We start from the raw sequence: 21,801 nt of genomic DNA on the forward strand, positions 1-21,801 counted from the left end.
GTGCTCAGCCGCCGAAGCCGACGCCCCCGCGCAGGCGGGCGCGCAGCCGCTCGCCCTTGGCCCGGGCCCCGTCGCGCAGCTCCTCCTGGAAACCCGCCATCCGCTCGCGCAGCCGCGCGGCCTCCTCGCCCTCGCCGGCGGCGAGGATGCGCACCGCGAGCAGCCCGGCGTTGCGCGCGCCGCCCACCGACACCGTGGCCACCGGGACCCCGGCGGGCATCTGCACGATCGACAGCAGCGAGTCCATCCCGTCCAGGTGCCGCAGCGGCACCGGCACCCCGATGACCGGCAGCGGCGTGACGCTGGCGAGCATCCCGGGCAGGTGCGCGGCACCGCCGGCCCCCGCGACGACCACGCGCAGGCCCCGCTCCGCCGCACCCGTCCCCCAGGCCACCATCTCGTGCGGCATGCGGTGGGCGGAGACCACGTCCACCTCGTGCGGCACGCCGAACTCGGCCAGCGCCTTCGCCGCCTCCTCCATCACGGGCCAGTCGGAGTCGGAGCCCATGACGACGCCGACGACGGGTGCTGCGCTCATTCGTCGATCTCCCCTGCGATGAAGGCGGCGGCGTGCCGCGCGCGCTCGAGCACGGCGTCGAGGTCGTCGCCGCTGACGTTGACGTGGCCGAGCTTGCGCCCCGGGCGCTGCTCCTTGCCGTACAGGTGGACCTTCACCCCGGGGTCGTGGGCCATGACGTGCAGGTAGGAGCGGAACAGGTCCAGGTGCCGCGGCTCGGGGTCCGGGCGGCCCAGCACGTTCACCATGACCGTCCACGGCGCACGCGGGCGCGTCTCGCCCAGCGGCAGGTCCAGCACGGCCCGCAGGTGCTGCTCGAACTGGCTGGTGACCGACCCGTCGATGGTCCAGTGCCCGGAGTTGTGCGGGCGCATGGCCAGCTCGTTGACCAGGAACGCCGGCCGCCCGTCGCGCTCCACCTCGAACACCTCCACCGCCAGGACGCCGGTGACGCCGAGCCCCTCGGCGACGGCGAGCGCGGTGCGGGTGGCCTCGGCGGCGAGCTGGGGGTCCAGGCCGGGCGCCGGGGCGATCACCTCGCGGCAGACGCCGCCCACCTGCACGGTCTGCACCACCGGCCACGCCGCCGCCTGCCCGGAGGGGCTGCGCGCCACGAGCACGGCCAGCTCGCGGGTGAAGGCCACGTGCTCCTCGGCCAGCAGCGGGCCGCGCTCCCACCAGCGCTCCGCGTCCGCCAGCCGCGCGTCGCCGGGGCCGTCGAGGACGAGGACGCCCTTGCCGTCGTAGCCGCCGCGGGGGGTCTTCAGGACCACCGGCCAGCCGGTCTCCTCCCCGAAGCGGGTCAGCTCCGCCACGTCGGCGACCCGGCGCCAGCGCGGGCAGGGAACCCCCAGGGCGGTGAGCCGCTCGCGCATGACGGTCTTGTCCTGGGCGTGCACGAGGGCGTCCGGGCCGGGCTCGACGCGGGCGCCGGCCTCCAGCAGGGCGCGCAGGTGCCCGGTGGGGACGTGCTCGTGGTCGAACGTGACGACGTCGCAGCCGGCGGCGAAGGCGCGCAGGGCGTCGAGGTCGTCGGCCGCCCCGACGGGCGCGGAGGCCACGACCTGCGCGGCGCTGGCGCCGGGGGACTCGGTCAGGACCCGCAGGCGCACGCCGAGCGCCACGGCCGGGGGCTGCATCATGCGGGCGAGCTGGCCGCCGCCGACGACCCCGACGACGGGGAAACCCCCGGGGGCGTCGTAGGGGGCGGGGTCCGGCACCTTCCTCGTCACGGGGGACGAGCCTAGGGCCTCGACGGGGGCGGCCCCTCCGGTCCCGGTTCGGTAACGGAACGTGGAACCCCTGGTGCAGGCGGCGTGTCCCGGGGTGCCGATACCGATTCCCGGGGGCAAGCTTGGCCCGCCGGGCGGGGCCCCGGCGGACGTCGAGGGCCGGAGCCGGCCGGCCAAGAGGAGAACCATGTTCACGCTCATCGCCTGCGTCACGCTCGTCGTCGCGGGCATCCTCGGTGCCATGCACATGGAGACGCGACTCGGCGCCGGGACGGACGCGGAGCGCTCCGGCAAGAGCTGAGCGGGGTGCGGACGGGGGCACCTCCCCCGTCCGGCCGGGTTCGTGAGGCACACTGCGGGAACCCGCGGACGCCGACGAGCAGGAGCACCTCCCCCGTGATGCAGGCGATCGACAGCTCTCCCGGCCCGAGCGGTCTCGTCGCCAGGATCCGCGGCACCGTGGACGTCCTCGCGCGCGAGGTCGCCAAGTTCGGCGTCGTCGGGGCGCTGGCATTCGTCGTCGACACGGGCGTGTTCAACCTGCTGATCCTCGCCGGGCCCGGCGGCGAGGGCGTCCTGGCCCACAAGCCGCTCACCGCGAAGGTCCTGTCGGTGGCGGTGGCCACGCTGTTCTCCTGGGTGGGCAACCGGTACTGGACCTTCCGCCACCGCAACCAGCCCGGCAAGCTGCGCGAGCTGGTGCTGTTCGGCGTCATGAACGTCTGCGGCCTGCTGATCGCCCTGGCCTGCCTCGGTTTCACCGTGTACGTGCTCGGGCTGCGCTCGCCCCTGGCGCAGAACGTCTCGGCCAACGTGGTGGGCCTGGTGCTCGGGACGGCGTTCCGCTTCTACGCGTACCGCACGTTCGTCTTCGTCCGCCCCGACGCGGACGCGACGGAGCCCCCTGCCCGGACCGCCGCGGGAACCCCTGCCGGGGTCCCCGCGGGGGCCGAGGCACGGGCCGCGGGGAGGGTGCCCTCAGCCGGCGGCGCGGACGTGCACGACGTCGCCCGCGGACAGCGCGGTGCGGGCAGCCCTTCCACCGGCTGAGCCCCCCACCGGCCCGTCCTGCGCCGGCCCGTCGTGCGCCACGACCAGGCGCCCGGCCTCGTCGACCTCCTCGGCGCGTCCCGCGAGGACGCGCCCGTCCGGCAGCTCCACGCGCACCTGCGCGCCGATCGTGACGCACGCCTCGCGGTACGCGGCGGCCAGGCCGCAGGCCACCGGGTCGCCCCCGGCCTCCTCCCAGGCGTCCAGCCGGCGGCGCAGCGCGCGCAGGTAGGCGCGCAGCACGGTGTCCCGGTCCGGGGTGGCCGCCCCGGCCAGCAGCAGCGACGTCGGCGGCGGGGACTGCGGCGACGGCGGCGGGGGCAGCTCGTCCTGCGCCTGCGAGACGTTGAGGCCCACACCCAGCACCACGGCCTCCGGCCCGGCGGCCTCCGCGAGCACCCCGCACACCTTCGACTCCACCGTGGCCGCGCCCTGCCCGCGGCCCCGCACGGGCACGAGCACGTCGTTGGGCCACTTCAGCGTCGCCTGCAGGCCCGCCACCTCCACGAGGGCGTCGACGAGCGCGCGGCCCGCCAGCAGCGGCAGCCACGACCAGCGCTCCGCGGGCACCCGCGGGCGCAGCAGCACGGACACCGTGAGGGCGGAGCGGGGCGGGGCGAGCCAGCCGCGCCCGAGCCGGCCGCGCCCGGCGCTCTGGTGCTCGGCGACCAGCACCGCACCGGCGGCCTCGCCGTCGCGGGCGCGCGCGAGCAGGTCGGCGTTGGTGGAGCCGGTCTGCGCCACGACGTCCACGGTGCGCCAGCCGCCCTCACCGCACAGGACCCGGCGCAGCGCCCGCTCGCTCAGCGGGGGCCGGGACAGGTCGCTCCAGGCGGAGGGGGCCGCCGCGCCGTCGTGGGCCGGGTCCCCGGTGGCGTCGCTCTGCATCACCTCCCCCACGCTACGCGCCGCGCCCCGCCCGCCCCGTGCGGCCCAGCGCGGCGCGCGGGACGGGTCGCCCCCGCCGGGTGCCGGACTACAGTTCGCCCCTGTGACGAGCACCCCCGTGACCAGCAGCCTCGCCGCGGCCGGCAGCGACGACGGCCCCGGACCCCGTGGCGGGGGCGGCCGCGGCCCGGGTGGCGGCGGCCGGGCCGCGGACCTGCGCACGACCGCGGGCAAGCTGGCCGAGCTGCGCCGGCGCACCGACGAGGCGGTGCACGCGGGCAGCGAGCGGGCCGTGGAGCGCCAGCACGCCAAGGGCAAGCTGACCGCCCGCGAGCGCATCGACCTGCTCCTGGACGAGGGCTCGTTCGTGGAGCTGGACGCCCTCACCCGGCACCGCTCCACGGCGTTCGGCATGGACCGCTCCCGCCCCTACGGCGACGGCGTGGTGACCGGCTACGGCACGGTCGACGGGCGCACGGTCGCGGTGTACGCGCAGGACTTCACGGTGCTGGGCGGCTCCCTCGGCGAGGTCCACGGCCAGAAGATCATCAAGGTGCAGGACTTCGCCCTGCGGGTGGGCTGCCCCGTGGTCGGCATCAACGACTCCGGCGGCGCGCGCATCCAGGAGGGCGTGGTGTCCCTGGTGCAGTACGCCTCGATCTTCCGCCGCAACGTCGCGGCCTCGGGCGTGGTGCCGCAGATCTCCCTGGTGATGGGCCCCTGCGCGGGCGGCGCGGTGTACTCCCCCGCCCTCACCGACGTGACCGTCATGGTGGACGGCACCTCGCACATGTTCGTCACCGGCCCCGATGTCATCAAGACGGTGACGGGCGAGGACGTCGGCTTCGAGGAGCTGGGCGGCGGGCGGACCCACAACTCCCGCAGCGGCGCGGCGCAGCACCTCGCGGTGGACGAGGAGGACGCCATCGCCTACGTGCGGGAGCTGCTGTCCTACCTGCCGAGCAACAACCTCACCGACCCGCCGGTCCTGCCGGGCGTGGAGGTGTCCCTGGAGCCCCTGCCGGAGGACCTGGAGCTGGACACCCTGGTGCCCGACTCCGCGAACCAGCCGTACGACATGCACCGGGTCCTCGCGCACGTCCTCGACGACGGGGAGTTCCTCGAGCTCGGGGAGCTGTTCGCGCCCAATGTGATCGTGGGCTTCGGGCGGGTCGAGGGGCGCAGCGTCGGGGTGGTGGCCAACCAGCCGCAGCAGCTCGCCGGGACCCTGGACATCGACGCCAGCGAGAAGGCGGCGCGCTTCGTGCGGATGTGCGACGCGTTCAACGTGCCGGTCCTGACGTTCGTGGACGTGCCGGGGTTCCTGCCGGGCACGGAGCAGGAGTGGAACGGCATCATCCGCCGCGGGGCGAAGCTGCTGTACGCCTACGCCGAGGCGACGGTGCCGCTGGTGACGGTGATCACGCGCAAGGCGTACGGCGGCGCGTACATCGTCATGGGCTCCAAGGAGATGGGCGCCGACGTGTGCCTGGCGTGGCCGACCGCGCAGATCGCGGTGATGGGGGCGCAGGGCGCGGTGAACATCCTGCACCGCAAGACCCTCGCCGAGGCCGGGGAGGACTCCGAGGAGGTGCGCGCGGACCTCGTCGACGAGTACGAGGAGACCCTGGCGAACCCCTACGTGGCGGCCGAGCGCGGGTACGTGGACGCGGTCGTGGAGCCGAGCGCGACCCGCGGGCACGTGGTGCGGGCGCTGCGTGCGCTGTCCACCAAGCGCGCGAGCCTGCCGGCGAAGAAGCACGGGAACATCCCGCTGTGAGCGCGCGGGCGACCCGCGCGGGGTCGGTGGAGCGGCGGGTGCGGCAGGTGCCGTTCCCGGGGCCGGACCGGCGCCGGGCACCGCTGGAGAGCGGGACGGTCCGCGACGGGGCGGTCGCCGAGAGCGCGCTGCGGGTGGTGCGCGGGCACCTGGACGAGGAGGAGCTGGCGGCGCTGACGGCGGTGGTGGGGGCGATCGTGCGGACCCGCGCGCGCTCGGGGCCGCGGCCGCTGCCGCTGGTGACGTCGGCGTGGACGGACCGGGCGCACCAGCTGCTGCGCTCGCCGTACCCGGGCATCGACGGGTGGCGGCGCAGCAGCCTGCCCCGCTGAGCCGGTCCGCCCGGTGGGGCCGCGCGGGTGACGTCCGTGCGGGTGAGGTTAGGCAGTCCTATCCACGATGTGGTTAGGTGAGCCGTACCTGACCCATGGACGGAAGTCCGCGACCTCCGGAGCAACAGTGCCCCTGCTCGACCGCCGCCGCGCCCTCGCGCTCGCCGCCGCCGGCACCCTGTCCCTCGCCCTGGCCGCCTGCGGCGGGGACACCTCCAGCACCTCCCCCGCCGGTGCGCCCGGTACCGGGAGCCCCACGTCCTCCGCGGGCGCTTTCCCGGTCAGCATCGAGCACGCCCTGGGCACCACCGAGATCCCCGAGCAGCCCGAGCGGGTCGTCGTCATCGGCTGGGGCTCGGCGGACGTGCTGTGGGCGCTGGGCGTGGACCCCGTCGCCGTGCCCAAGGGCGACTACGGCGCCGAGGCCGACGGCACCTACCCCTGGTGGAAGGGCCACTACGACCCCGCCAGGACCCAGCTGCACCCCAGCGCCGACTCCGGCGAGGTGCCCTTCGAGACGATCGCCGCCTCCCGGCCCGACCTCATCGTGGCGGTGCAGTCCGGCATCACCGCCGACGACTACACGAAGCTGGCGGCCATCGCGCCCACCGTCGCCTACCCCGAGGCGGCGTGGAAGACGACGTGGCAGGACCAGGCCACGATCGTCGGCAAGGCGGTCGGCAAGGAGGCGGAGGCCGCCGAGCTCGTCGCCGACACCGAGAAGGCCCTCGCCGACGCGGGCGCGGCGCACCCCGCCCTGAAGGGCAAGACGTTCACGTACACGTACGCCACCCCCGGCAACCTGGGCACCTACCTGCCCGGCGACTCCCGCGTCGACCTGCTCGTCGACCTCGGCATGGAGGTCGCGCCGGGCGTCGCGAAGCTCGCCGAGGGCGCCACGACCTTCTACGCCGAGGTCAGCAAGGAGCGCGTCCACGACGTCGACTCCGACGTCCTCGTCGGCTACGCGGACGTCCTGCCGCTGGAGCAGTTCACGGCCGACCCGGTGTACTCCACCATCCCCGCGGTGAGGTCCGGCGCGGTGGTCTGGCTGGAGGACAAGACGTTCATCACGGCCACCTCCTCCCCCAGCGTGCTCAACGTGCCGTGGTTCCTCGACCGGTTCGTGCCGCAGCTGGCCGAGGCGGCGGCGAAGGTCCCCGCCTGACCCGACGCGCACCGCGCGGGCGCACCGGGGAGCGGGGCGGGAGGACGGCAGGAACCGTCCACCNGGCGGCCGGGAGCCTGGAGGGGTCCCGGCCGCCCACCGGCGCACGAGGACGTCGACCGAGGAGGAGTTGCGTGGAGGTCACCACCGCGGCATGGGCCGCGACGATCGGCCTGATCCTGGCGCTGCTGGCGCTGGACCTGGCGGTGGGTGCGCTGCGCCCGCACGCGGTGGGTTTCAAGGAGGCCACCGCCTGGTCGGTCTTCTACATCGGCGTGGCGATCGCCTTCGGCGTCGTGCTCGGCTCGATCGCGGGCTGGGACTACGGCACCGAGTACTTCGCCGGGTACCTGGTCGAGAAGAGCCTGTCCGTCGACAACCTGTTCGTCTTCGTCATCATCATGACGACGTTCGCCGTGCCGGCCGAGCACCAGCAGAAGGTGCTCACGTTCGGCATCGTGCTCGCCCTCGTCATGCGGGCGATCTTCATCGCCGTCGGCGCGGCCCTGCTGAACATGTTCTCCGTCATGTTCCTGCTGTTCGGGCTGCTGCTGATCTGGACCGCGGTGCAGCTCTACCGGCACCGCGACGAGGACCCCGACATCGGGGACAACGTGCTGGTGCGCGCCACCCGCCGCGTCTTCCCCACCACCACCGAGTACCACGGCGGGCGCCTGACCACCCGCATCGACGGCCGCAGGGTCGTCACCCCGCTGTTCGTGGTGCTCATCGCCATCGGCGGCACGGACCTGCTGTTCGCGCTGGACTCCATCCCCGCGGTGTTCGGCGTCACCCAGGAGGCGTTCATCGTCTTCACCGCCAACGCCTTCGCCCTGCTGGGCCTGCGGGCGCTGTACTTCCTCGTGCAGGGCCTGCTCGACCGGCTCGTCTACCTCTCCACGGGCCTGGCGGTGGTGCTGGCGTTCATCGGCGTCAAGCTCGTCCTGCACTGGGGGCACACGCTCTCGGACGCCGTGCCGGAGATCCCCACCCCGCTGTCCCTGGGGGTCATCGCGGTCATCCTCACCATCACCACCGTGGCGAGCCTGGCGAAGTCGCGGCGCGACCCGGACGCGCGCGCGCACGCCGGCACCCTGCGCGGCTCCGGCACCCAGGACGCCCCCGCCGAGCAGCCCTGACCCGGGCCACCCCGGCGGCGACCCGCACCGCGGCCGGGCACGTGACATCCGTCATGTGCCCGGCCGTGCGCTTCCCACCGGAAGCGGTGACGCGGGGCACTGCCCGGCGCCCCGGACGGGCGGGAGCGTGGGGGCATGACCACGACGCACCCCGGCCCGCCGGCCCCGGCGGTCCTCCCGGCTCCCGGCCCCGTCGTCTCGGCGCGCGGGCTGACCGTCGCGCACGGCACGTTCCGGGCCGTCGACTCCGTCGACCTCGACATCCGCCCCGGCGAGGTGTTCGCGCTGCTCGGCACCAACGGCGCGGGCAAGACCACCACGCTGGAGGTGCTGCTCGGCCTGCGGCGGCGCACCGGCGGCACCCTGTCCGTCCTCGGGGAGGACCCCGGGCGCGGGACCGCCCTGCTGCGCCGCTCCTGCGGCACGATGCTCCAGGACCCGGGGTTCCTGCCCGAGTCCACCCCCCGCTCGACCGTGGCGCTGTGGGCTGCGCTGTCCAGCCGCGTCGACGACGTGGACGCGGCGCTGGAGCGGGTGGGCCTGGCCCACCGCGCCGACGTGGCCGTGCAGCGCCTCTCCGGCGGTGAGCGCCGCCGCCTCGACCTGGCGCTGGCCCTGTGGGGCGCCCCGGAGCTCGTGGTGCTGGACGAGCCCACCACCGGCCTGGACCCGGAGTCGCGGCGCACCCTGTGGGACCTGGTGCGCGGCCTGCACGAGGCAGGCACCACGGTGGTGCTGACCACCCACCACCTGGAGGAGGCCGAGGCCCTCGCCGACCGGGTGGCGATCATGCACGAGGGGCGGGTCGCCGTCGCCGGGACCCTGCCGGAGGTGCTCGCGGCGCGCCCCGCGAGCATCCGCGCGGACGTGCCGCCGGACGCACCGGTCGCGGCGCTGCTCGACGGGCTGCCCGGTGCCACCGCCACCGCGGTGCGCCGGGCCGCCGGGGCGCGCACCGCCCTGCACGTGACCAGCCGCGACCTGCCGGAGGACCTGCTGCGCCTGCTCACCGCGGCGCGGGCGGCCGGGGTCCGGCTGGAGGACCTGCGCGCCACCCCGGCCTCCCTGGAGGAGGTCTTCCACGCCGTCCGCGCCGGCGGGCCGAGCACCCGCCCCGCCGAGCACCCCGAGGAGTCCTGGTGACCACCCCGAGCCCGACCACCCCGAGCCCGACCACCACGTCCCCCACCACCACGTCCCCCACCACCACGTCCCCCGCGCCCGCGCGGCTGCGCCGCACCCGCTCCCCGCTGGCCCGCACCGCCGCCCTGGCCCGCTTCGAGGCCGCTGTGCTGCTGCGCCAGCGCACCACCCTGCTCACGCTGCTGCTCGGCCCCGCCGTCGCGGTGGGCCTGGCGCTGGCCCAGCGCGGCGCGGGACCGCAGGTGTGGACCCAGCTGCTGGGCACCGCGATGCTCATGCTGCTCGCGCTCACCGTGCACTACCCGGCGCTGACCGTGGCCGTCGGGCGCCGGGAGTCCCGCGTCTTCGCGCGGCTGCGCACCTCGGAGCTGACCGGCGCCGGGGTGCTCGCCGGGGTGCTCGCCCCGCTCGTGGTCGCCGGCCTGCTGGGCGCGGCCCTGGTGTGCCTGCTGTACGGGGTGCTCGGCGGCGTCGCCCCCACCGGGGTGCTGCCCGTCCTGGGCGTCGTGCTGGCCACCGCCGGGCTGCTCGCCGCGGCCCTCGCCGTGGCCACCGCCACCCCGAGCACCGAGGCCGCGAACTGGACGGCGCTGCCGCTGGTGCTGGTGGCCTCCGTCGCCGGGCAGGTGCTCCTCGCCCCCGGTGCCGGGGAGGGGCTGCGCACGGTGGCGCTGCTGCTGCCGTTCGCGTCCCTGGCGGACCTGCTGGCCCGCACCAGCAGCGCCCCGCTGGACCTGCCCGCCACGGCGCTGCCGCTGCCCCCCGAGGTGGCCGACGTCCTGCTGCTCGCGGCGTGGACGCTCCTGTTCGCCGCGGTGGCGCGCCGCCGGTGGCGGTGGGGCCCGCGGGACTGAGGCGCTGGCAGGCTGACGCCGTGGCACCCGACCCCGGCCCCGCGACCGCACCCGCCCCGGCGGCTGACGGGAGGGCACCGTCGTGGTGGCGCTCCCCGCGGGCGTGGTGGGCGCAGCGCAGCCAGGTCGAGCGGGTGGACCTCTACACCCGCTACGGCCTGTACCCGTTCGCGGCGCACGCCCCCCTCACCGCGGTGCTGCTGGCGCCCGCCACCGGGGTGGGACCGGCGGCGCTGACGGTGCTGCTGTCGGCGCTGACGGCGGCGGCGGTCGCCGGGGTGCTGGTGCTGCGCGCCGGCACCGCCGTCGCGGGCGCCGCCGGGCGCGCCCCGCTGGTGCTGGTGGCGGGGGTGCTCGTGGCCCTGGTGGTGCTGGCCGCGGCGGTGCCCGGGGGGGCGGCGGGGTGGGAGCCGGTGACGGTCCTGGCCCACCTGCTGTGCGCGTTCCCGCTGGCGGCGCTGGCGGCGCTGCGGCCGGGCGGGCGGGGCGTGCGGGGGCTGCGCGCCCGGGTCCCGCTGCTGGCGGGGCTGCTCGTGGCCTCGGGCGGCGGGGTGGCGGTGGCCGCCGCGCACGGCGCCCAGGGCGCGGCCCTGGTGCGGGTGGCCGTCGGCGGGGCGGGCTGGTTCGGCTTCCTCGCCCTGGCGGTGGTGCTCTCGCTGTGGCTGCTGGACGTCGTGCGGGACCTCGACGCCGCGCAGCGCGACCGGGCGCGCCTGGCGGTGGCGGAGGAGCGGTTGCGCTTCGCCCGCGACCTGCACGACGTGGTGGGCCGGGACCTGTCGGCGATCGCGGTGCAGGGGGAGCTGGTGGCGCAGCTGGCCCGGCGGGGCAGGCCGGAGGTGGCCGAGCACGCCGAGCGGCTGCAGCAGCAGGCCCACGCCACCCTGGCGGAGGTGCGGGCGGTGGTGCGCGGCTCCCGTCGCACGGACCTGGCCGCGGAGCTGGCCGGGGCGCGGTCCCTGCTGGCCTCGGCGGGGGTGCGCTGCGAGGTCGTGCCCGGCCCGGACCTGCCGCCCGGGGTGCAGGAGGCGCTGGCGTGGGCGGTGCGCGAGGGCGTCACGAACGTGGTGCGCCACAGCGAGGCGCGCACCTGCCGCATCGGCGTGCAGGTCCACCGGGACCCGGGCGGCGGGCGGGCCGCGGTGCTGCGGGTGGAGGACGACGGCGTCCCCCGCGCGGGCGGCGCGGCGGGGCGGGCGGCCGGCTCGGGGCTGGCGGGCCTGCGCGAGCGCCTCGCGCAGGCCGGCGGGTCCCTGCACGCCGGGCGCCGCCCGGACGGCTTCGCGCTGACGGCCACCGTGCCGCTGCCGGGGACCGGGCCGGGACCGGAGCGGGCACCGGCGGAGGGCGGCGCCGGGGCGGCACGGCAGGATGCGCACCCGTGATCCGCCTGCTGCTCGCCGACGACGAGAACCTCATCCGCGGGGCCCTGGCGACGCTGCTGGGCCTGGAGGACGACCTGGAGGTCGTCGCGCAGGCCGCGAGCGGGCACGAGGCCCTGGCGATGGCGCGGGCGCACACCCCCGACGTGGCGGTGCTGGACCTGCAGATGCCGGGCCTGGACGGCATCGAGGTCGCGGCGCGGCTGCGCGCGGAGCTGCCCTCGTGCGCCTGCCTCGTGGTGACCGGGCACGGCCGCCCCGGGCACCTCAAGCGCGCCCTGTCCACGGGGGTGCGGGGGTTCCTGCCCAAGACGGTGTCCGCGCACGTCCTCGCCGACGTGGTCCGCACGGTCCACTCCGGCGGGCGGTACGTGGACCCGCAGCTGGCGGCGGAGGCCATCGGTGCGGGCGACTCGCCGCTGACGCCCCGGGAGGCGGACGTGCTGGAGCTGGCGGCGGACGGCACGAGCGTGGAGGACATCGCCGCCCGCGCGGCCCTGTCCCCGGGGACGGTGCGCAACTACCTCTCGTCCGCGACGCAGAAGCTGCAGGCCGCCAACCGCCACGAGGCCGCGGCGCGCGCCCGCGACCTCGGGTGGATCTGACGCGCGGCATACGCTGACCGGGATGAGCGAGCAGCACCGCCCCCGCACCGCGGTCGACGAGGTCGCCGACGCCCACCTCGAGGCGGCCCTGCGGCTGGACCCGCTCACCGCGCTGTCGCTGGGCGTCCCGGACGCCGGGCCCGGCCTGGGGGACCACTCCCCCGCCGGGGCGGCGGCCGCGGCGGACCTGGCGCGCGCCACCCTGGCCCGGCTGGCGCGCACCGCGCCCGCCGACGACGTGGACCGGGTCACGGCCGCGGCGCTCTCGGAGCGCCTGGGCCTGGAGCTGGAGCTGTACGCGGCCGGGGAGCTCACCGGCCGCCTCGACGTCATCGCCAGCCCGGTGCAGTCGCTGCGGATGGTCTTCGACCTGCTGCCCACGGCGACGCCGCAGGACTGGGAGCAGGTCGCGGGGCGCCTGGCCGAGGTGCCCGCCGCGCTGGAGGGCTACGTGGCGGGCCTGCGCTCGGCCGCGGCGACCGGGAGGGTCGCGGCCCGCCGGCAGGTGGTGGACTGCGCGGCCGAGGCCGCCTCGTACGCCGCCCCGGGCGGGTTCTTCGACGTGTTCGCCGCCTCGGCCGCACCGGCGGTGCCGGAGACCCTCGCCGGGCGGGTGCGCTCGGCCGCCGCGGCGGCCGCCGGGGCGTACGGGGAGCTGGCCCGCGTGCTGCGCGAGGACCTGCTGCCCGTGGCGCCCGCCGCGGACGCCGTCGGGCCGGAGCGCTACGCGCTGTGGTCGCGGTGGTTCCTGGGCGCCGAGGTGGACCTCGCGGAGACGTACGCGTGGGGGCAGGAGGAGGTCGCGCGGCTGCGGGAGGAGATGCGCCGCACCGCGGTGGAGATCACCGGCTCGCCGGACGTGGCGGAGGCCGTGGCGGCGCTGGACGCGGACCCGTCGCTGCGCATCGAGGGCACGGAGGCGTTCCGCGACTGGATGCAGGAGCGCTCCGACGCCACCGTCGCAGCGCTGGCCGGCAGCCACTTCGACATCCCCGAGCCGGTGCGCCGCCTGGAGTGCCGCATCGCGCCCACCTCCAGCGGCGGCATCTACTACACCGGGCCCAGCGAGGACCTCACCCGCCCGGGCCGCATGTGGTGGGCGGTGCCGCAGGGGGTGACGTCGTTCACGACGTGGCGGGAGGCCACGACCATCCACCACGAGGGCGTGCCGGGGCACCACCTGCAGATCGGGCAGGTCGCGGTGCGCGGCGACCTGCTGAACCGGTGGCGGCGGCACGGCTGCTGGGTGTCGGGCCACGGCGAGGGCTGGGCGCTGTACGCGGAGCGGCTCATGCACGACCTCGGCCACCTGCACGGGCCCGGCGAGGTGCTCGGCATGCTCGACGCGCAGCTCCTGCGGGCGGGCCGGGTCGTCCTGGACATCGGTGTGCACTGCGGCCTGCCCGCCCCGGCGGAGGCCGGCGGCGGCGCGTGGGACTACGCCGGGGCGTGGCGGTACCTGCGCTCGGTCGCGGCGATCGACGAGGCGACGCTGCGCTTCGAGCTGCACCGCTACCTGGGCTGGCCGGGGCAGGCCCCCTCGTACAAGATCGGGGAGCGGCTGTGGACGTCGCTGCGGGAGGAGGTCCGCGCCCGCGAGGGCGCCGCGTTCGACCCGGTGGCGTTCCACCGCCGGGCGCTGGACGTGGGCTCGGTGGGCCTGGACGTGCTGCGCTCGGCCCTGCTGCCCTGAGCGGGCGGACGGGCCGCACCGCCGACCCTGCGAGACTGGCGGGCGTGCCGACCCTGGTCCTCGCCTCAGCGTCCCCCGCCCGTCTCGCCACCCTGCGCGCCGCGGGCGTCGAGCCCACCGTGATCGTCTCCGGTGTCGACGAGCCGGCGGTGCTGGCGCGCTACGGCATCAGCGAGGCCGAGGACGTGGCGCTGGTGCTGGCCAAGGCGAAGGCGGAGGACGTCGCGGGGCGCGAGGAGGTGCCGCTGGACGGGCTGGTGCTGGGCTGCGACTCGGTGCTGGAGCTGGACGGGGAGGTCCACGGCAAGCCCGCGGACGCGGCGGAGGCACGCCGGCGCTGGCGGGCCATGCGCGGGCGCAGCGGCGTCCTGCACACGGGCCACTGGCTGGTGGACGCCCGCGAGGAGGGCTCCACGGGCGCGACGCTGGGCGCGGTGGCGTCGGTGACGGTGCACTTCGCGGACGTCACGGACGCGGAGATCGACGCCTACGTCGCGACGGGCGAGCCGCTGGGGGTGGCGGGGGCCTTCACCCTGGACGGCCTCGGCGGCCCGTTCGTGCGGGGGGTCGAGGGCGACCCGCACGCCGTGGTGGGGGTTTCCCTGCCGCTGCTGCGGGAGCTGCTGGCGGAGGCGTCGGTGGCGTGGCCGAGCCTGTGGTCGGTGGAGTGGGACGACGAGGCCGCGCCGGGCCCCGCGACCGGCGCGGGCGCCGCGCCCGGCTCCGCGTCGTGAGCGCCCCGCCACCCCCGGCAGTATCCTCACCCGGACCCCGCCGACCGCTGCGACGTCGCGGCCCCGCCGGACGTCCCGCCCGCACCCTTCCCGGAGTGACCAGCACAGTGGAGACCGCATGACCGCCCCCAGCGCCGAGACGCGGGCCGTGACCGGTCCCGTCTCCAAGGTCCTCATCGCCAACCGGGGTGAGATCGCGGTCCGCATCGCCCGCGCCTGCACCGACGCCGGCATCGCCTCGGTGGCCGTGTACGCCGACCCGGACCGGGACGCGGTGCACGTGCTCGCGGCGGACGAGGCGTACGCCCTCGGCGGTGCGACGGCGGCGGAGTCGTACCTCGACATCGCCAAGGTGCTGGACGTGGCCGCCCGCGCCGGCGCGGACGCGGTGCACCCCGGCTACGGGTTCCTCGCGGAGAACTCCGCCTTCGCCCGCGCGGTGATCGCCGCGGGGCTGACGTGGATCGGCCCGCCGCCCGCGGCGATCGACGCCCTCGGCGACAAGGTGTCCGCCCGCCACCTGGCGCAGCGGGCGGGTGCGCCGCTCGTGGCGGGCACCCCGGACCCGGTGACGGGCCCGGAGGAGGTGGAGGCGTTCGCCGACGCCCACGGCCTGCCCATCGCGGTCAAGGCGGCGTTCGGCGGCGGCGGCCGCGGCCTGAAGGTGGTCCGCGAGCGCGAGGAGATCCGCGAGCAGTACGAGTCGGCGGTGCGGGAGGCGATCGCCGCCTTCGGCCGGGGCGAGTGCTTCGTGGAGCGCTACCTCGACACCCCCCGGCACGTGGAGACGCAGTGCCTGGCCGACGCGCACGGCGGCGTGGTGGTGCTCTCCACCCGCGACTGCACCCTGCAGCGCCGCCACCAGAAGCTCGTGGAGGAGGCACCGGCGCCGTTCCTCAGCGACGCGCAGGTGGAGCAGCTGTACTCCGCGTCCAAGGCGATCCTGCGCGAGGCCGGCTACGTCGGGGCGGGCACGTGCGAGTTCCTCGTCGCGGCGGACGGCTCCGTGAACTTCCTGGAGGTCAACACCCGCCTGCAGGTGGAGCACCCCGTCACCGAGGAGGTCACGGGGGTCGACCTGGTGCGGGAGCAGTTCCGCATCGCCACCGGTGAACCGCTGGGCTACGACGACCCGCCCACGCGCGGGCACTCCATCGAGTTCCGCATCAACGGCGAGGACCCGGGCAACGGTTTCCTGCCCGCCCCGGGGCGCATCTCCAAGTGGACGCTGCCGGCGGGCCCGGGTGTCCGGGTGGACGCGGGGGTGCGCCGCGGCTCCGTGGTCAGCGGCGCGTTCGACTCCCTGCTGGCCAAGCTCGTCGTGACGGGCGCGGACCGCCAGCAGGCCCTGCAGCGGGCGCGGCGGGCGCTGGCGGAGTTCCGGGTGGACGGCATGCCGACGGCCCTGCCCTTCCACCGGGCGGTCGTGGTGCACCCGGCGTTCAACCCCGCGTACGACCCGGAGGTGGACCCCGCGCAGGCCGCGGAGGTGCCGTTCTCGGTGCACACCCGCTGGATCGAGAACGACTTCGAGAACGGCCTGACCCCGTGGCGGGGTGGTTCCGACACCGGTGGCGCGCACGCCACCGCGGCGTGGGAGACGGTCGTGGTGGAGGTCGGCGGCAAGCGGCTGGAGGTGTCGCTGCCGGCCAGCCTCACCGGCGCCGGGGACCAGATCCGCGAGGCGGGCGCGGCGGTGGCCCGCGCGGTGCGCCGGCCCCGCAAGAAGACCGGTGCCGCCGCGGTCAGCGGGAACTCCCTCACGGCGCCGATGCAGGGCACGATCGTGAAGGTCGCGGTGGCGGACGGGGACACCGTGGCCGCCGGGGACCTGGTGGTCGTGCTGGAGGCGATGAAGATGGAGCAGCCGCTGCTGGCGCACCGGGCGGGGACGGTGCAGAACCTCACCGCGACGGTGGGGGCGACCGTCACGAACAACGCGGTGGTCTGCGACATCGTCGACTGAGGACGCCGCCGACGGGGCCGGGCCACCTGCGGGTGGCCCGGTCCGCGGCCCGGTCCTCGGGCACGGTTCTCCACAGCTGGCCCCCGGGCTCAGTCCTCCGGGTGGGCGTCCAGGCTCCCCGGCTCCAGGCCGGCGCGCGGTGCGTGCCAGCCGTAGCGGACCCCGGCCAGGCGCAGCGCCGCGCAGGCCAGCGCCCCGGCGAGGGCGACGACCCCGCCGGGGTGGCCGAGCTGCGCCCCGGCCACGACGATCCCGGCGCCGAGCAGCGCCGGGATCGCGTACAGGCCACCGGTGAGGACGGCGGGGACGCGCCCGACGAGCACGTCGCGGAAGGTGCCGCCGCCCACCCCGGTGACCGCGCCGAGCAGGACCGCCACCCCCGGGCCGGCGCCCGCCTCCAGCGCGACACCGGCCCCGGTGACGCAGAACAGCGACAGCCCGGCCGTGTCGGACAGCAGGATCGGGCGGTGCAGCCGCGTCCAGAGGCGGTGCCCGTAGAACGCGGCCAGCGCACCGCAGGTGGCGGTGAACAGGTACCGCCAGTCCTCGAAGCTGCCGGGCGGCAGCTCCCCGAGCAGGACGTCGCGCAGCACGCCCCCGCCCAGCGCCGTCACCATCCCGAGGGCCACCACGCCCAGCAGGTCCAGGTGCGCGGCGCGCATGGCGGTCAGGGCACCGTCGAGGGCGAACGCGAACACCCCGGCCAGGTCGAGGACCAGCAGCAGCTGCCCGGTGGTCAACCCGGCCCGCTCAGCGGGAGACGTGCAGCTGGCGCGCCGCCTCGGCCAGGGAGCCGGACAGCGACGGGTACACGGTGAAGGCGTGGGCGACGTCGTCGACGTTGAGCCGCTTCTCCACCGCGATGGTCAGCGGGAAGATCAGCTCGCTGGCGCGGGGGGCGACGATCACCCCGCCGATGACGGTGCCGGAACCGGTGCGGCAGAACAGCTTCACGAAGCCGTCGCGGATGCCCAGCATCTTGGCGCGCGCGTTGGTGGACAGCGGCAGCTTCACGATGTCCCCCTGCGCCTCGCCGGAGTCGATCTGCCCCTGCGTCCAGCCGACGGTGGCGATCTCCGGGGAGGTGAAGATGTTCGAGGACACCGAGCGCAGCGCCAGCGGGCTCACCGCGTCGCCCAGGGAGTGCCACATCGCGATCCGGCCCTGCATCGCCGCGACGGAGGCCAGCGGGAAGACGCCCGTGCAGTCCCCCGCGGCGTACACCCCGCGCTTGGAGGTGCGCGAGACGCGGTCGACGGGGATGTGCCCGGAGTCGGTGACGTCCACGCCCGCCTCGGCCAGGCCGATGTCGGCGGTGTTGGGGATGGCGCCCACCGCGATGAGGCAGTGCGAGCCCTCCACGGTGCGCCCGTCGGAGAGGGTGACGGTGACGGTGTCGCCGTTGCGCACGGCGGACTCCGCGCGGGAGCGGGACATCACCGTCATCCCGCGGCGGCGGAAGACGTCCTCGAGGACCTCCGCGGCGTCGGCGTCCTCCCCCGGCAGGACGCGGTCGCGGCTGGAGACGAGGACGACGTCCGCGCCCAGGGCGTTGTAGGCGTTCGCGAACTCCGCGCCGGTGACACCGGAGCCGACGACGATCATCCGCTCGGGCAGGGTGTCGATGTCGTAGAGCTGCTTCCAGGTGAGGATGCGCTCGCCGTCGGGCCGCGCGGCGGGCAGCGTGCGGGGGCTGGAGCCGACGGCCAGGAGGATCGTGTCGGCCTCCACGCGCGCCCCGGCGTCGTCCCCGGAGGTCACCTGCAGCGCCTCGGGACCGTCGAGGCGGCCGCGGCCGGAGAGGATCCGCACGCCCTCCTTCTCCAGGCGGGTGCGGATGTCGGCGGACTGGGCGAGCGCGAGGGCCTTGACCCGCTCGTTGACCCGGCCGAGGTCCACGCTGACGCTGCCGGCGGCCTCGGTGTCGGGGCCGGGGCCGCCGGGGAAGCGGACGCCGAGCTCGGTGGCGCCGTCCACGGCGGTCATCGCCTCGGCGGTGGCGATGAGGGTCTTGCTGGGGACGACGTCGGTGAGGACGGCGGAGCCGCCCATGCCCTCGTCCTCCACGATGGTCACGTCGGCGCCGAGCTGGGCGGCGACCAGGGCGGACTCGTAGCCGCCGGGGCCGCCACCGAGGATGCCGACGCGGGGGCGCTTGGTCTGCACGGTGCTCGTCACGGCGCCCATCGTCGCAGGCCGGTCCGACGGTGGCAGGCCCGCGGGTGCCGCCGTGCGCGGGGCCGGACACGCGCAGGGCCGGACGGGGGGCGCGCGGGCACCGGCCGGCCCCGCGGTCACTACGCTTGCGGCTCGTGCCCGTCTACGCCGCCTACGGAAGCAACCTCCACCCGGACCAGATGGCGCTGCGGGCCCCGCACTCCCCGCGGCGCGGCAGCGGCTGGCTGACCGGGTGGCGGCTGACCTTCGCCGGCGAGGACCGCGGCTGGGAGGGCCCCCTGGCGACGGTGGTGGAGGACCCCGCCGAGCAGGTGTACGTCGCCCTGTACGACATCACCGACGGCGACGAGGACCGCCTGGACGAGTGGGAGGGCGTGGGCATCGGGCTGTTCCGCAAGGTGCGGGTGCGGGTGCACACCCTGGACGGCGAGGTGCTGGCGTTCCTCTACGTCCTCGACGACTACGAGGGCGGCCTGCCCACGGCCCGCTACCTCGGGATGATCGCCGACGCCGCCGAGGCCGGGGGCGCGCCGAGCGACTACGTGGAGGGCCTGCGCCGGCGGGCGTGCCGCTCCAACGACGCCTGAGGTCCCGCCCTCCCCCGGCGCGCTCCCCCGACGCCCTGCACCGGCCGGCCCTGCACCGGCCGGCTCAGTCCCACACCCGGGCGTGCCGGGCGAACTCCCCGGGGTCGCTGTGCACGGGGATCACGCACAGCAGGTGACCGCCGGGGGCGCGCAGGGTGCGGCACTCCAGCCAGCGGCCGACCTCCACCGCGCCGAGGCCGAGGAGCCGCTCCGTCTCGGCGTCCACGTCGTCGGTCTCCACGTCCAGGTGGTAGCGCGGCGCGTCGTCCACGGCCTGCACGGCCACGACGAGGCCGGGCACCGCGCCGGGCAGCGAGGTGAACTGCTCCTCCTGCGGGACCGGCCGCGCCGGCACCCCCACGGCGGCCGACCAGAACGCGGCGGCGGCGGGTGCCTCGGCCGCGGGGGCGTCGATGAGGAGCGTGGAGACCCGGCTGCGGTGCACGCGGCGGAGCGTATCCGGGCCCCCGGCGACGACCGGGTCCCCGGGCTCCTGCCGCACCGCCCCGGTAGCCGGTGCAGCACGCGGGGGCGCTGTCCTCGACCACGTCCGACACCGGAGCGGCTGCCCGACCACCGGCACCGGTCCGCACCCTCCGGCCGGCGGCGGGAGGGGACGTGCACCCCCACCGCACCTCACTAGGCTCCGCGGGGTGAGAGACGACGCCGCCCGCACACCCGAGGCCCCGGCCCCCGCCGGGCAGGACCCCGCCGGGCAGGACCCCGCCGGGCAGGACCCCGCCGGCCCGCAGGAGCTCGCGGCGCGGGCCGCGGCCCGCCTGGCGGAGCTGACCGGTGTGGCGGCCCACGACGTGGCCCTGGTGCTGGGTTCCGGCTGGGCGGCGGCGGCCGACGCGATCGGCGAGGTCGTCGCGGAGGTCCCCGCCGAGCAGGTGCCGGGGTTCTCCCGCCCGGTGGTCAGCGGCCACGTCGGGACGCTGCGCTCGCTGGCGGTGCACCGCCCGGGCGCGGAACCGCTGCGCGCGCTGGTGGTGGGCGCGCGCACCCACCTGTACGAGGGGCACGGGGTGCGGGCGGTGGCGCACGGCGTGCGCACGGCCGCCGCGGCCGGGTGCCGCACCGTCGTCCTCACCAACGGCTGCGGGGGCCTGGACCCGGCGGTGCCCCCCGGTTCGGCGGTCGTCATCCGCGACCACGTCAACCTCACGGGCCGCTCGCCGCTGGAGGGGCCGACGTTCGTGGACCTCACCGACCTGTACTCGGCGCGGCTGCGGGAGCTGGCGCGCACGGTGGAGCCGTCCCTCCCCGAGGGCGTGTACGTGCAGTTCCCCGGCCCGCACTACGAGACGCCCGCCGAGGTGCGGATGGCCGGGGTGATCGGCGGGACGCTGGTGGGGATGTCCACCGCGCTGGAGGCGATCGCCGCCCGGCACGCGGGGATGGAGGTGCTGGGCCTGTCGCTGGTGACCAACCTCGCCGCCGGGGTGCAGACCGAACCGCTGTCGCACGCGGAGGTGCTGGCCGCCGGCCGGGAGGCCGCGCCGCGCTGCGCGGCCCTGCTGGCGGGGCTGGTCCCGCTGCTCTGACCGACCGCCCCGGGTGTCGGTCGGCGGGGCCGGTCGCAGGGGCCGGTCACACGGGTCGCGCACGCCCCGCCCGGGCGGGGCCGGAGCAGCGGCGTCACGGTCCGCAGGGGGCGATCGGCACGTCCGGGACCTGACCGGAGCGGCTGAACCGCAGGCACTCCAGCGTCACGGCGCCGGGATCGGCCAGCTCCAGGTGGACGGCGTTCCAGACGAGGGAGGAGTTCCGCAGCACCGAGCCGTCGCAGCCGTGCCACAGGCGCACCCCGACCCGGTGCCGCAGGACCCGCACCCCCTCGAGCCTGGCCGGGATCTGCGCGCAGGAGATGCCCTCGCCGCCGCGGGGCCCGTGGACCGTCGTGTCGGTCACGACCAGCTCGCCCGCCCCCGCCCCGTTGGCGAGGACGCCCACGAACTCGTTGCGCAGCACCGTGGAGCGGTGCACCGAGAGGACCCCGCCGTCGTGCACGCGCGCACCGACGCCGTTGCGCTCGACCAACGCGTCCCGCACGGTGAGCGCCCCACCACCCCAGGCGGCCAGACCGGCCTCGCCGTGCCCGTCGAGCCGCACCCCGCGCACGGTCGCGCTGCCCGGCGCGCCGACGTCGTCGTACGGGTCGTACCCGGCGAGCACCCCGTACCGGAAGCCCGAGATGCGCCCGTTGCGGACGGTCACGTCCTCGGCCTCCACCTGCACACCCGGCCACGCGCTGCGGCCGGTGGACGGACCGAGGATCGCGTGGCCGTTGAGGTTGACGTCGATGCCGTCCGCGGCCAGCACGATCCCCCGCACCGGGCAGACCAGGTCGGCGGCGAGGCGGACGTCGGTGGTGACCCTCGCCCCGCAGGTCACCACCGGGCCGCCCGCGGCGGCCGTCGCGGGGGGACCGCCGAAGTGGGCCAGGAGCAGGGCCAGGGGCATGGCCGCCGCTGCGGCAGGTGCCCTGGAACGGCGCACGGGGACCTCCTCGGGAGGGCTCCGTCCCACGGTAGACCCACCGCGCGCGGC

General features: G+C 76.6%; 21 protein-coding genes. 14 read left to right on the forward strand and 7 right to left on the reverse strand.

Annotated features, from left to right (window positions below):
* Positions 1-4: 4 nt before the first annotated feature.
* Both purE and ACYQBY_RS15010 read right to left on the reverse strand, forming a co-directional pair.
* Positions 5-538 (reverse strand): 5-(carboxyamino)imidazole ribonucleotide mutase, encoded by a 534-nt coding sequence (gene purE, locus ACYQBY_RS15005; protein ID WP_459644684.1) that lies wholly within the window; start codon positions 536-538, stop codon positions 5-7.
* Positions 535-1,749 carry a 5-(carboxyamino)imidazole ribonucleotide synthase gene (locus ACYQBY_RS15010; protein WP_459644685.1) on the reverse strand — a complete coding sequence of 405 codons (1,215 nt, stop codon included), beginning with the start codon at positions 1,747-1,749 and terminating at the stop codon, positions 535-537. Before ACYQBY_RS15010 ends, purE begins: the two co-directional genes overlap by 4 nt.
* A 399-nt stretch (positions 1,750-2,148) precedes the next feature.
* On the opposite strand from ACYQBY_RS15010, the gene ACYQBY_RS15015 reads away from it, so the two are divergent.
* Complete coding sequence (locus tag ACYQBY_RS15015; RefSeq protein WP_459645096.1) at positions 2,149-2,799, forward strand: GtrA family protein; 651 nt, start codon at positions 2,149-2,151, stop codon at positions 2,797-2,799.
* Here the strand turns inward: ACYQBY_RS15015 and ACYQBY_RS15020 are convergent.
* Complete coding sequence (locus tag ACYQBY_RS15020) at positions 2,728-3,687, reverse strand: biotin--[acetyl-CoA-carboxylase] ligase (protein WP_459645097.1); 960 nt, start codon at positions 3,685-3,687, stop codon at positions 2,728-2,730. The genes ACYQBY_RS15015 and ACYQBY_RS15020 overlap by 72 nt on opposite strands.
* A gap of 214 nt (positions 3,688-3,901) precedes the next feature.
* Here ACYQBY_RS15020 and ACYQBY_RS15025 point away from each other — a divergent pair, with 214 nt between their 5' ends.
* From ACYQBY_RS15025 to ACYQBY_RS15075, 11 genes are all read left to right on the forward strand, one after another.
* Entirely contained in the window at positions 3,902-5,467 is a 1,566-nt protein-coding gene (locus ACYQBY_RS15025; protein WP_459645098.1) for an acyl-CoA carboxylase subunit beta, read from the forward strand.
* Positions 5,464-5,799 carry an acyl-CoA carboxylase subunit epsilon gene (locus ACYQBY_RS15030; RefSeq protein WP_459644686.1) on the forward strand — a complete coding sequence of 112 codons (336 nt, stop codon included), beginning with the start codon at positions 5,464-5,466 and terminating at the stop codon, positions 5,797-5,799. The genes ACYQBY_RS15025 and ACYQBY_RS15030 overlap by 4 nt, the downstream gene beginning before the upstream one ends.
* Before the next feature lie 127 nt (positions 5,800-5,926).
* Positions 5,927-6,967, forward strand: a complete 1,041-nt coding sequence (locus tag ACYQBY_RS15035; protein ID WP_459644687.1) for an iron-siderophore ABC transporter substrate-binding protein — start codon at positions 5,927-5,929, stop codon at positions 6,965-6,967.
* 134 nt (positions 6,968-7,101) lie between these two features.
* Positions 7,102-8,106 (forward strand): TerC family protein, encoded by a 1,005-nt coding sequence (locus tag ACYQBY_RS15040; protein WP_459644688.1) that lies wholly within the window; start codon positions 7,102-7,104, stop codon positions 8,104-8,106.
* Between the two features lie 135 nt (positions 8,107-8,241).
* On the forward strand, positions 8,242-9,249 hold the full coding sequence (locus ACYQBY_RS15045) for an ABC transporter ATP-binding protein (RefSeq protein WP_459644689.1): 1,008 nt from the start codon (positions 8,242-8,244) through the stop codon (positions 9,247-9,249).
* Positions 9,246-10,103 carry a hypothetical protein gene (locus tag ACYQBY_RS15050; protein WP_459644690.1) on the forward strand — a complete coding sequence of 286 codons (858 nt, stop codon included), beginning with the start codon at positions 9,246-9,248 and terminating at the stop codon, positions 10,101-10,103. Before ACYQBY_RS15045 ends, ACYQBY_RS15050 begins: the two co-directional genes overlap by 4 nt.
* 20 nt (positions 10,104-10,123) lie before the next feature.
* On the forward strand, positions 10,124-11,488 hold the full coding sequence (locus ACYQBY_RS15055; protein WP_459644691.1) for a sensor histidine kinase: 1,365 nt from the start codon (positions 10,124-10,126) through the stop codon (positions 11,486-11,488).
* The gene (locus tag ACYQBY_RS15060; RefSeq protein WP_459644692.1) at positions 11,485-12,090 is read left to right on the forward strand and encodes a response regulator; all 606 of its coding nucleotides are present in this window, start codon (positions 11,485-11,487) and stop codon (positions 12,088-12,090) included. The genes ACYQBY_RS15055 and ACYQBY_RS15060 overlap by 4 nt, the downstream gene beginning before the upstream one ends.
* A 22-nt stretch (positions 12,091-12,112) precedes the next feature.
* Positions 12,113-13,783: a DUF885 domain-containing protein gene (locus tag ACYQBY_RS15065; protein ID WP_459644693.1), complete on the forward strand. Its 1,671-nt coding sequence runs from the start codon at positions 12,113-12,115 to the stop codon at positions 13,781-13,783.
* A 44-nt stretch (positions 13,784-13,827) separates the two neighbouring features.
* The gene (locus ACYQBY_RS15070) at positions 13,828-14,517 is read left to right on the forward strand and encodes a Maf family protein (protein WP_459644694.1); all 690 of its coding nucleotides are present in this window, start codon (positions 13,828-13,830) and stop codon (positions 14,515-14,517) included.
* A gap of 118 nt (positions 14,518-14,635) precedes the next feature.
* Positions 14,636-16,483, forward strand: a complete 1,848-nt coding sequence (locus ACYQBY_RS15075; protein ID WP_459644695.1) for an acetyl/propionyl/methylcrotonyl-CoA carboxylase subunit alpha — start codon at positions 14,636-14,638, stop codon at positions 16,481-16,483.
* 89 nt (positions 16,484-16,572) lie between these two features.
* On the opposite strand, the gene ACYQBY_RS15080 is transcribed toward ACYQBY_RS15075, so the two are convergent.
* Positions 16,573-17,223, reverse strand: coding sequence for a trimeric intracellular cation channel family protein (locus ACYQBY_RS15080; protein ID WP_459644696.1), 651 nt, complete (start codon positions 17,221-17,223; stop codon positions 16,573-16,575).
* 10 nt (positions 17,224-17,233) lie between these two features.
* Positions 17,234-18,670, reverse strand: coding sequence for an NAD(P)H-quinone dehydrogenase (locus tag ACYQBY_RS15085; RefSeq protein WP_459644697.1), 1,437 nt, complete (start codon positions 18,668-18,670; stop codon positions 17,234-17,236).
* A gap of 125 nt (positions 18,671-18,795) precedes the next feature.
* Between ACYQBY_RS15085 and ACYQBY_RS15090 the strand changes: the two genes are divergently transcribed.
* Positions 18,796-19,248 (forward strand): gamma-glutamylcyclotransferase, encoded by a 453-nt coding sequence (locus ACYQBY_RS15090; RefSeq protein ID WP_459644698.1) that lies wholly within the window; start codon positions 18,796-18,798, stop codon positions 19,246-19,248.
* Positions 19,249-19,312: 64 nt separating this feature from the next.
* Here ACYQBY_RS15090 and ACYQBY_RS15095 read toward each other — a convergent pair whose 3' ends face one another.
* Positions 19,313-19,693 carry a VOC family protein gene (locus ACYQBY_RS15095; protein WP_459644699.1) on the reverse strand — a complete coding sequence of 127 codons (381 nt, stop codon included), beginning with the start codon at positions 19,691-19,693 and terminating at the stop codon, positions 19,313-19,315.
* Positions 19,694-19,901: 208 nt separating this feature from the next.
* On the opposite strand from ACYQBY_RS15095, the gene ACYQBY_RS15100 reads away from it, so the two are divergent.
* On the forward strand, positions 19,902-20,795 hold the full coding sequence (locus tag ACYQBY_RS15100) for a purine-nucleoside phosphorylase (protein ID WP_459644700.1): 894 nt from the start codon (positions 19,902-19,904) through the stop codon (positions 20,793-20,795).
* A gap of 94 nt (positions 20,796-20,889) precedes the next feature.
* Here the strand turns inward: ACYQBY_RS15100 and ACYQBY_RS15105 are convergent, their stop codons facing one another.
* On the reverse strand, positions 20,890-21,750 hold the full coding sequence (locus tag ACYQBY_RS15105) for a right-handed parallel beta-helix repeat-containing protein (protein WP_459644701.1): 861 nt from the start codon (positions 21,748-21,750) through the stop codon (positions 20,890-20,892).
* Positions 21,751-21,801: the final 51 nt, after the last annotated feature.

It is taken from the genome of Kineococcus anabasis, assembly GCF_054590795.1.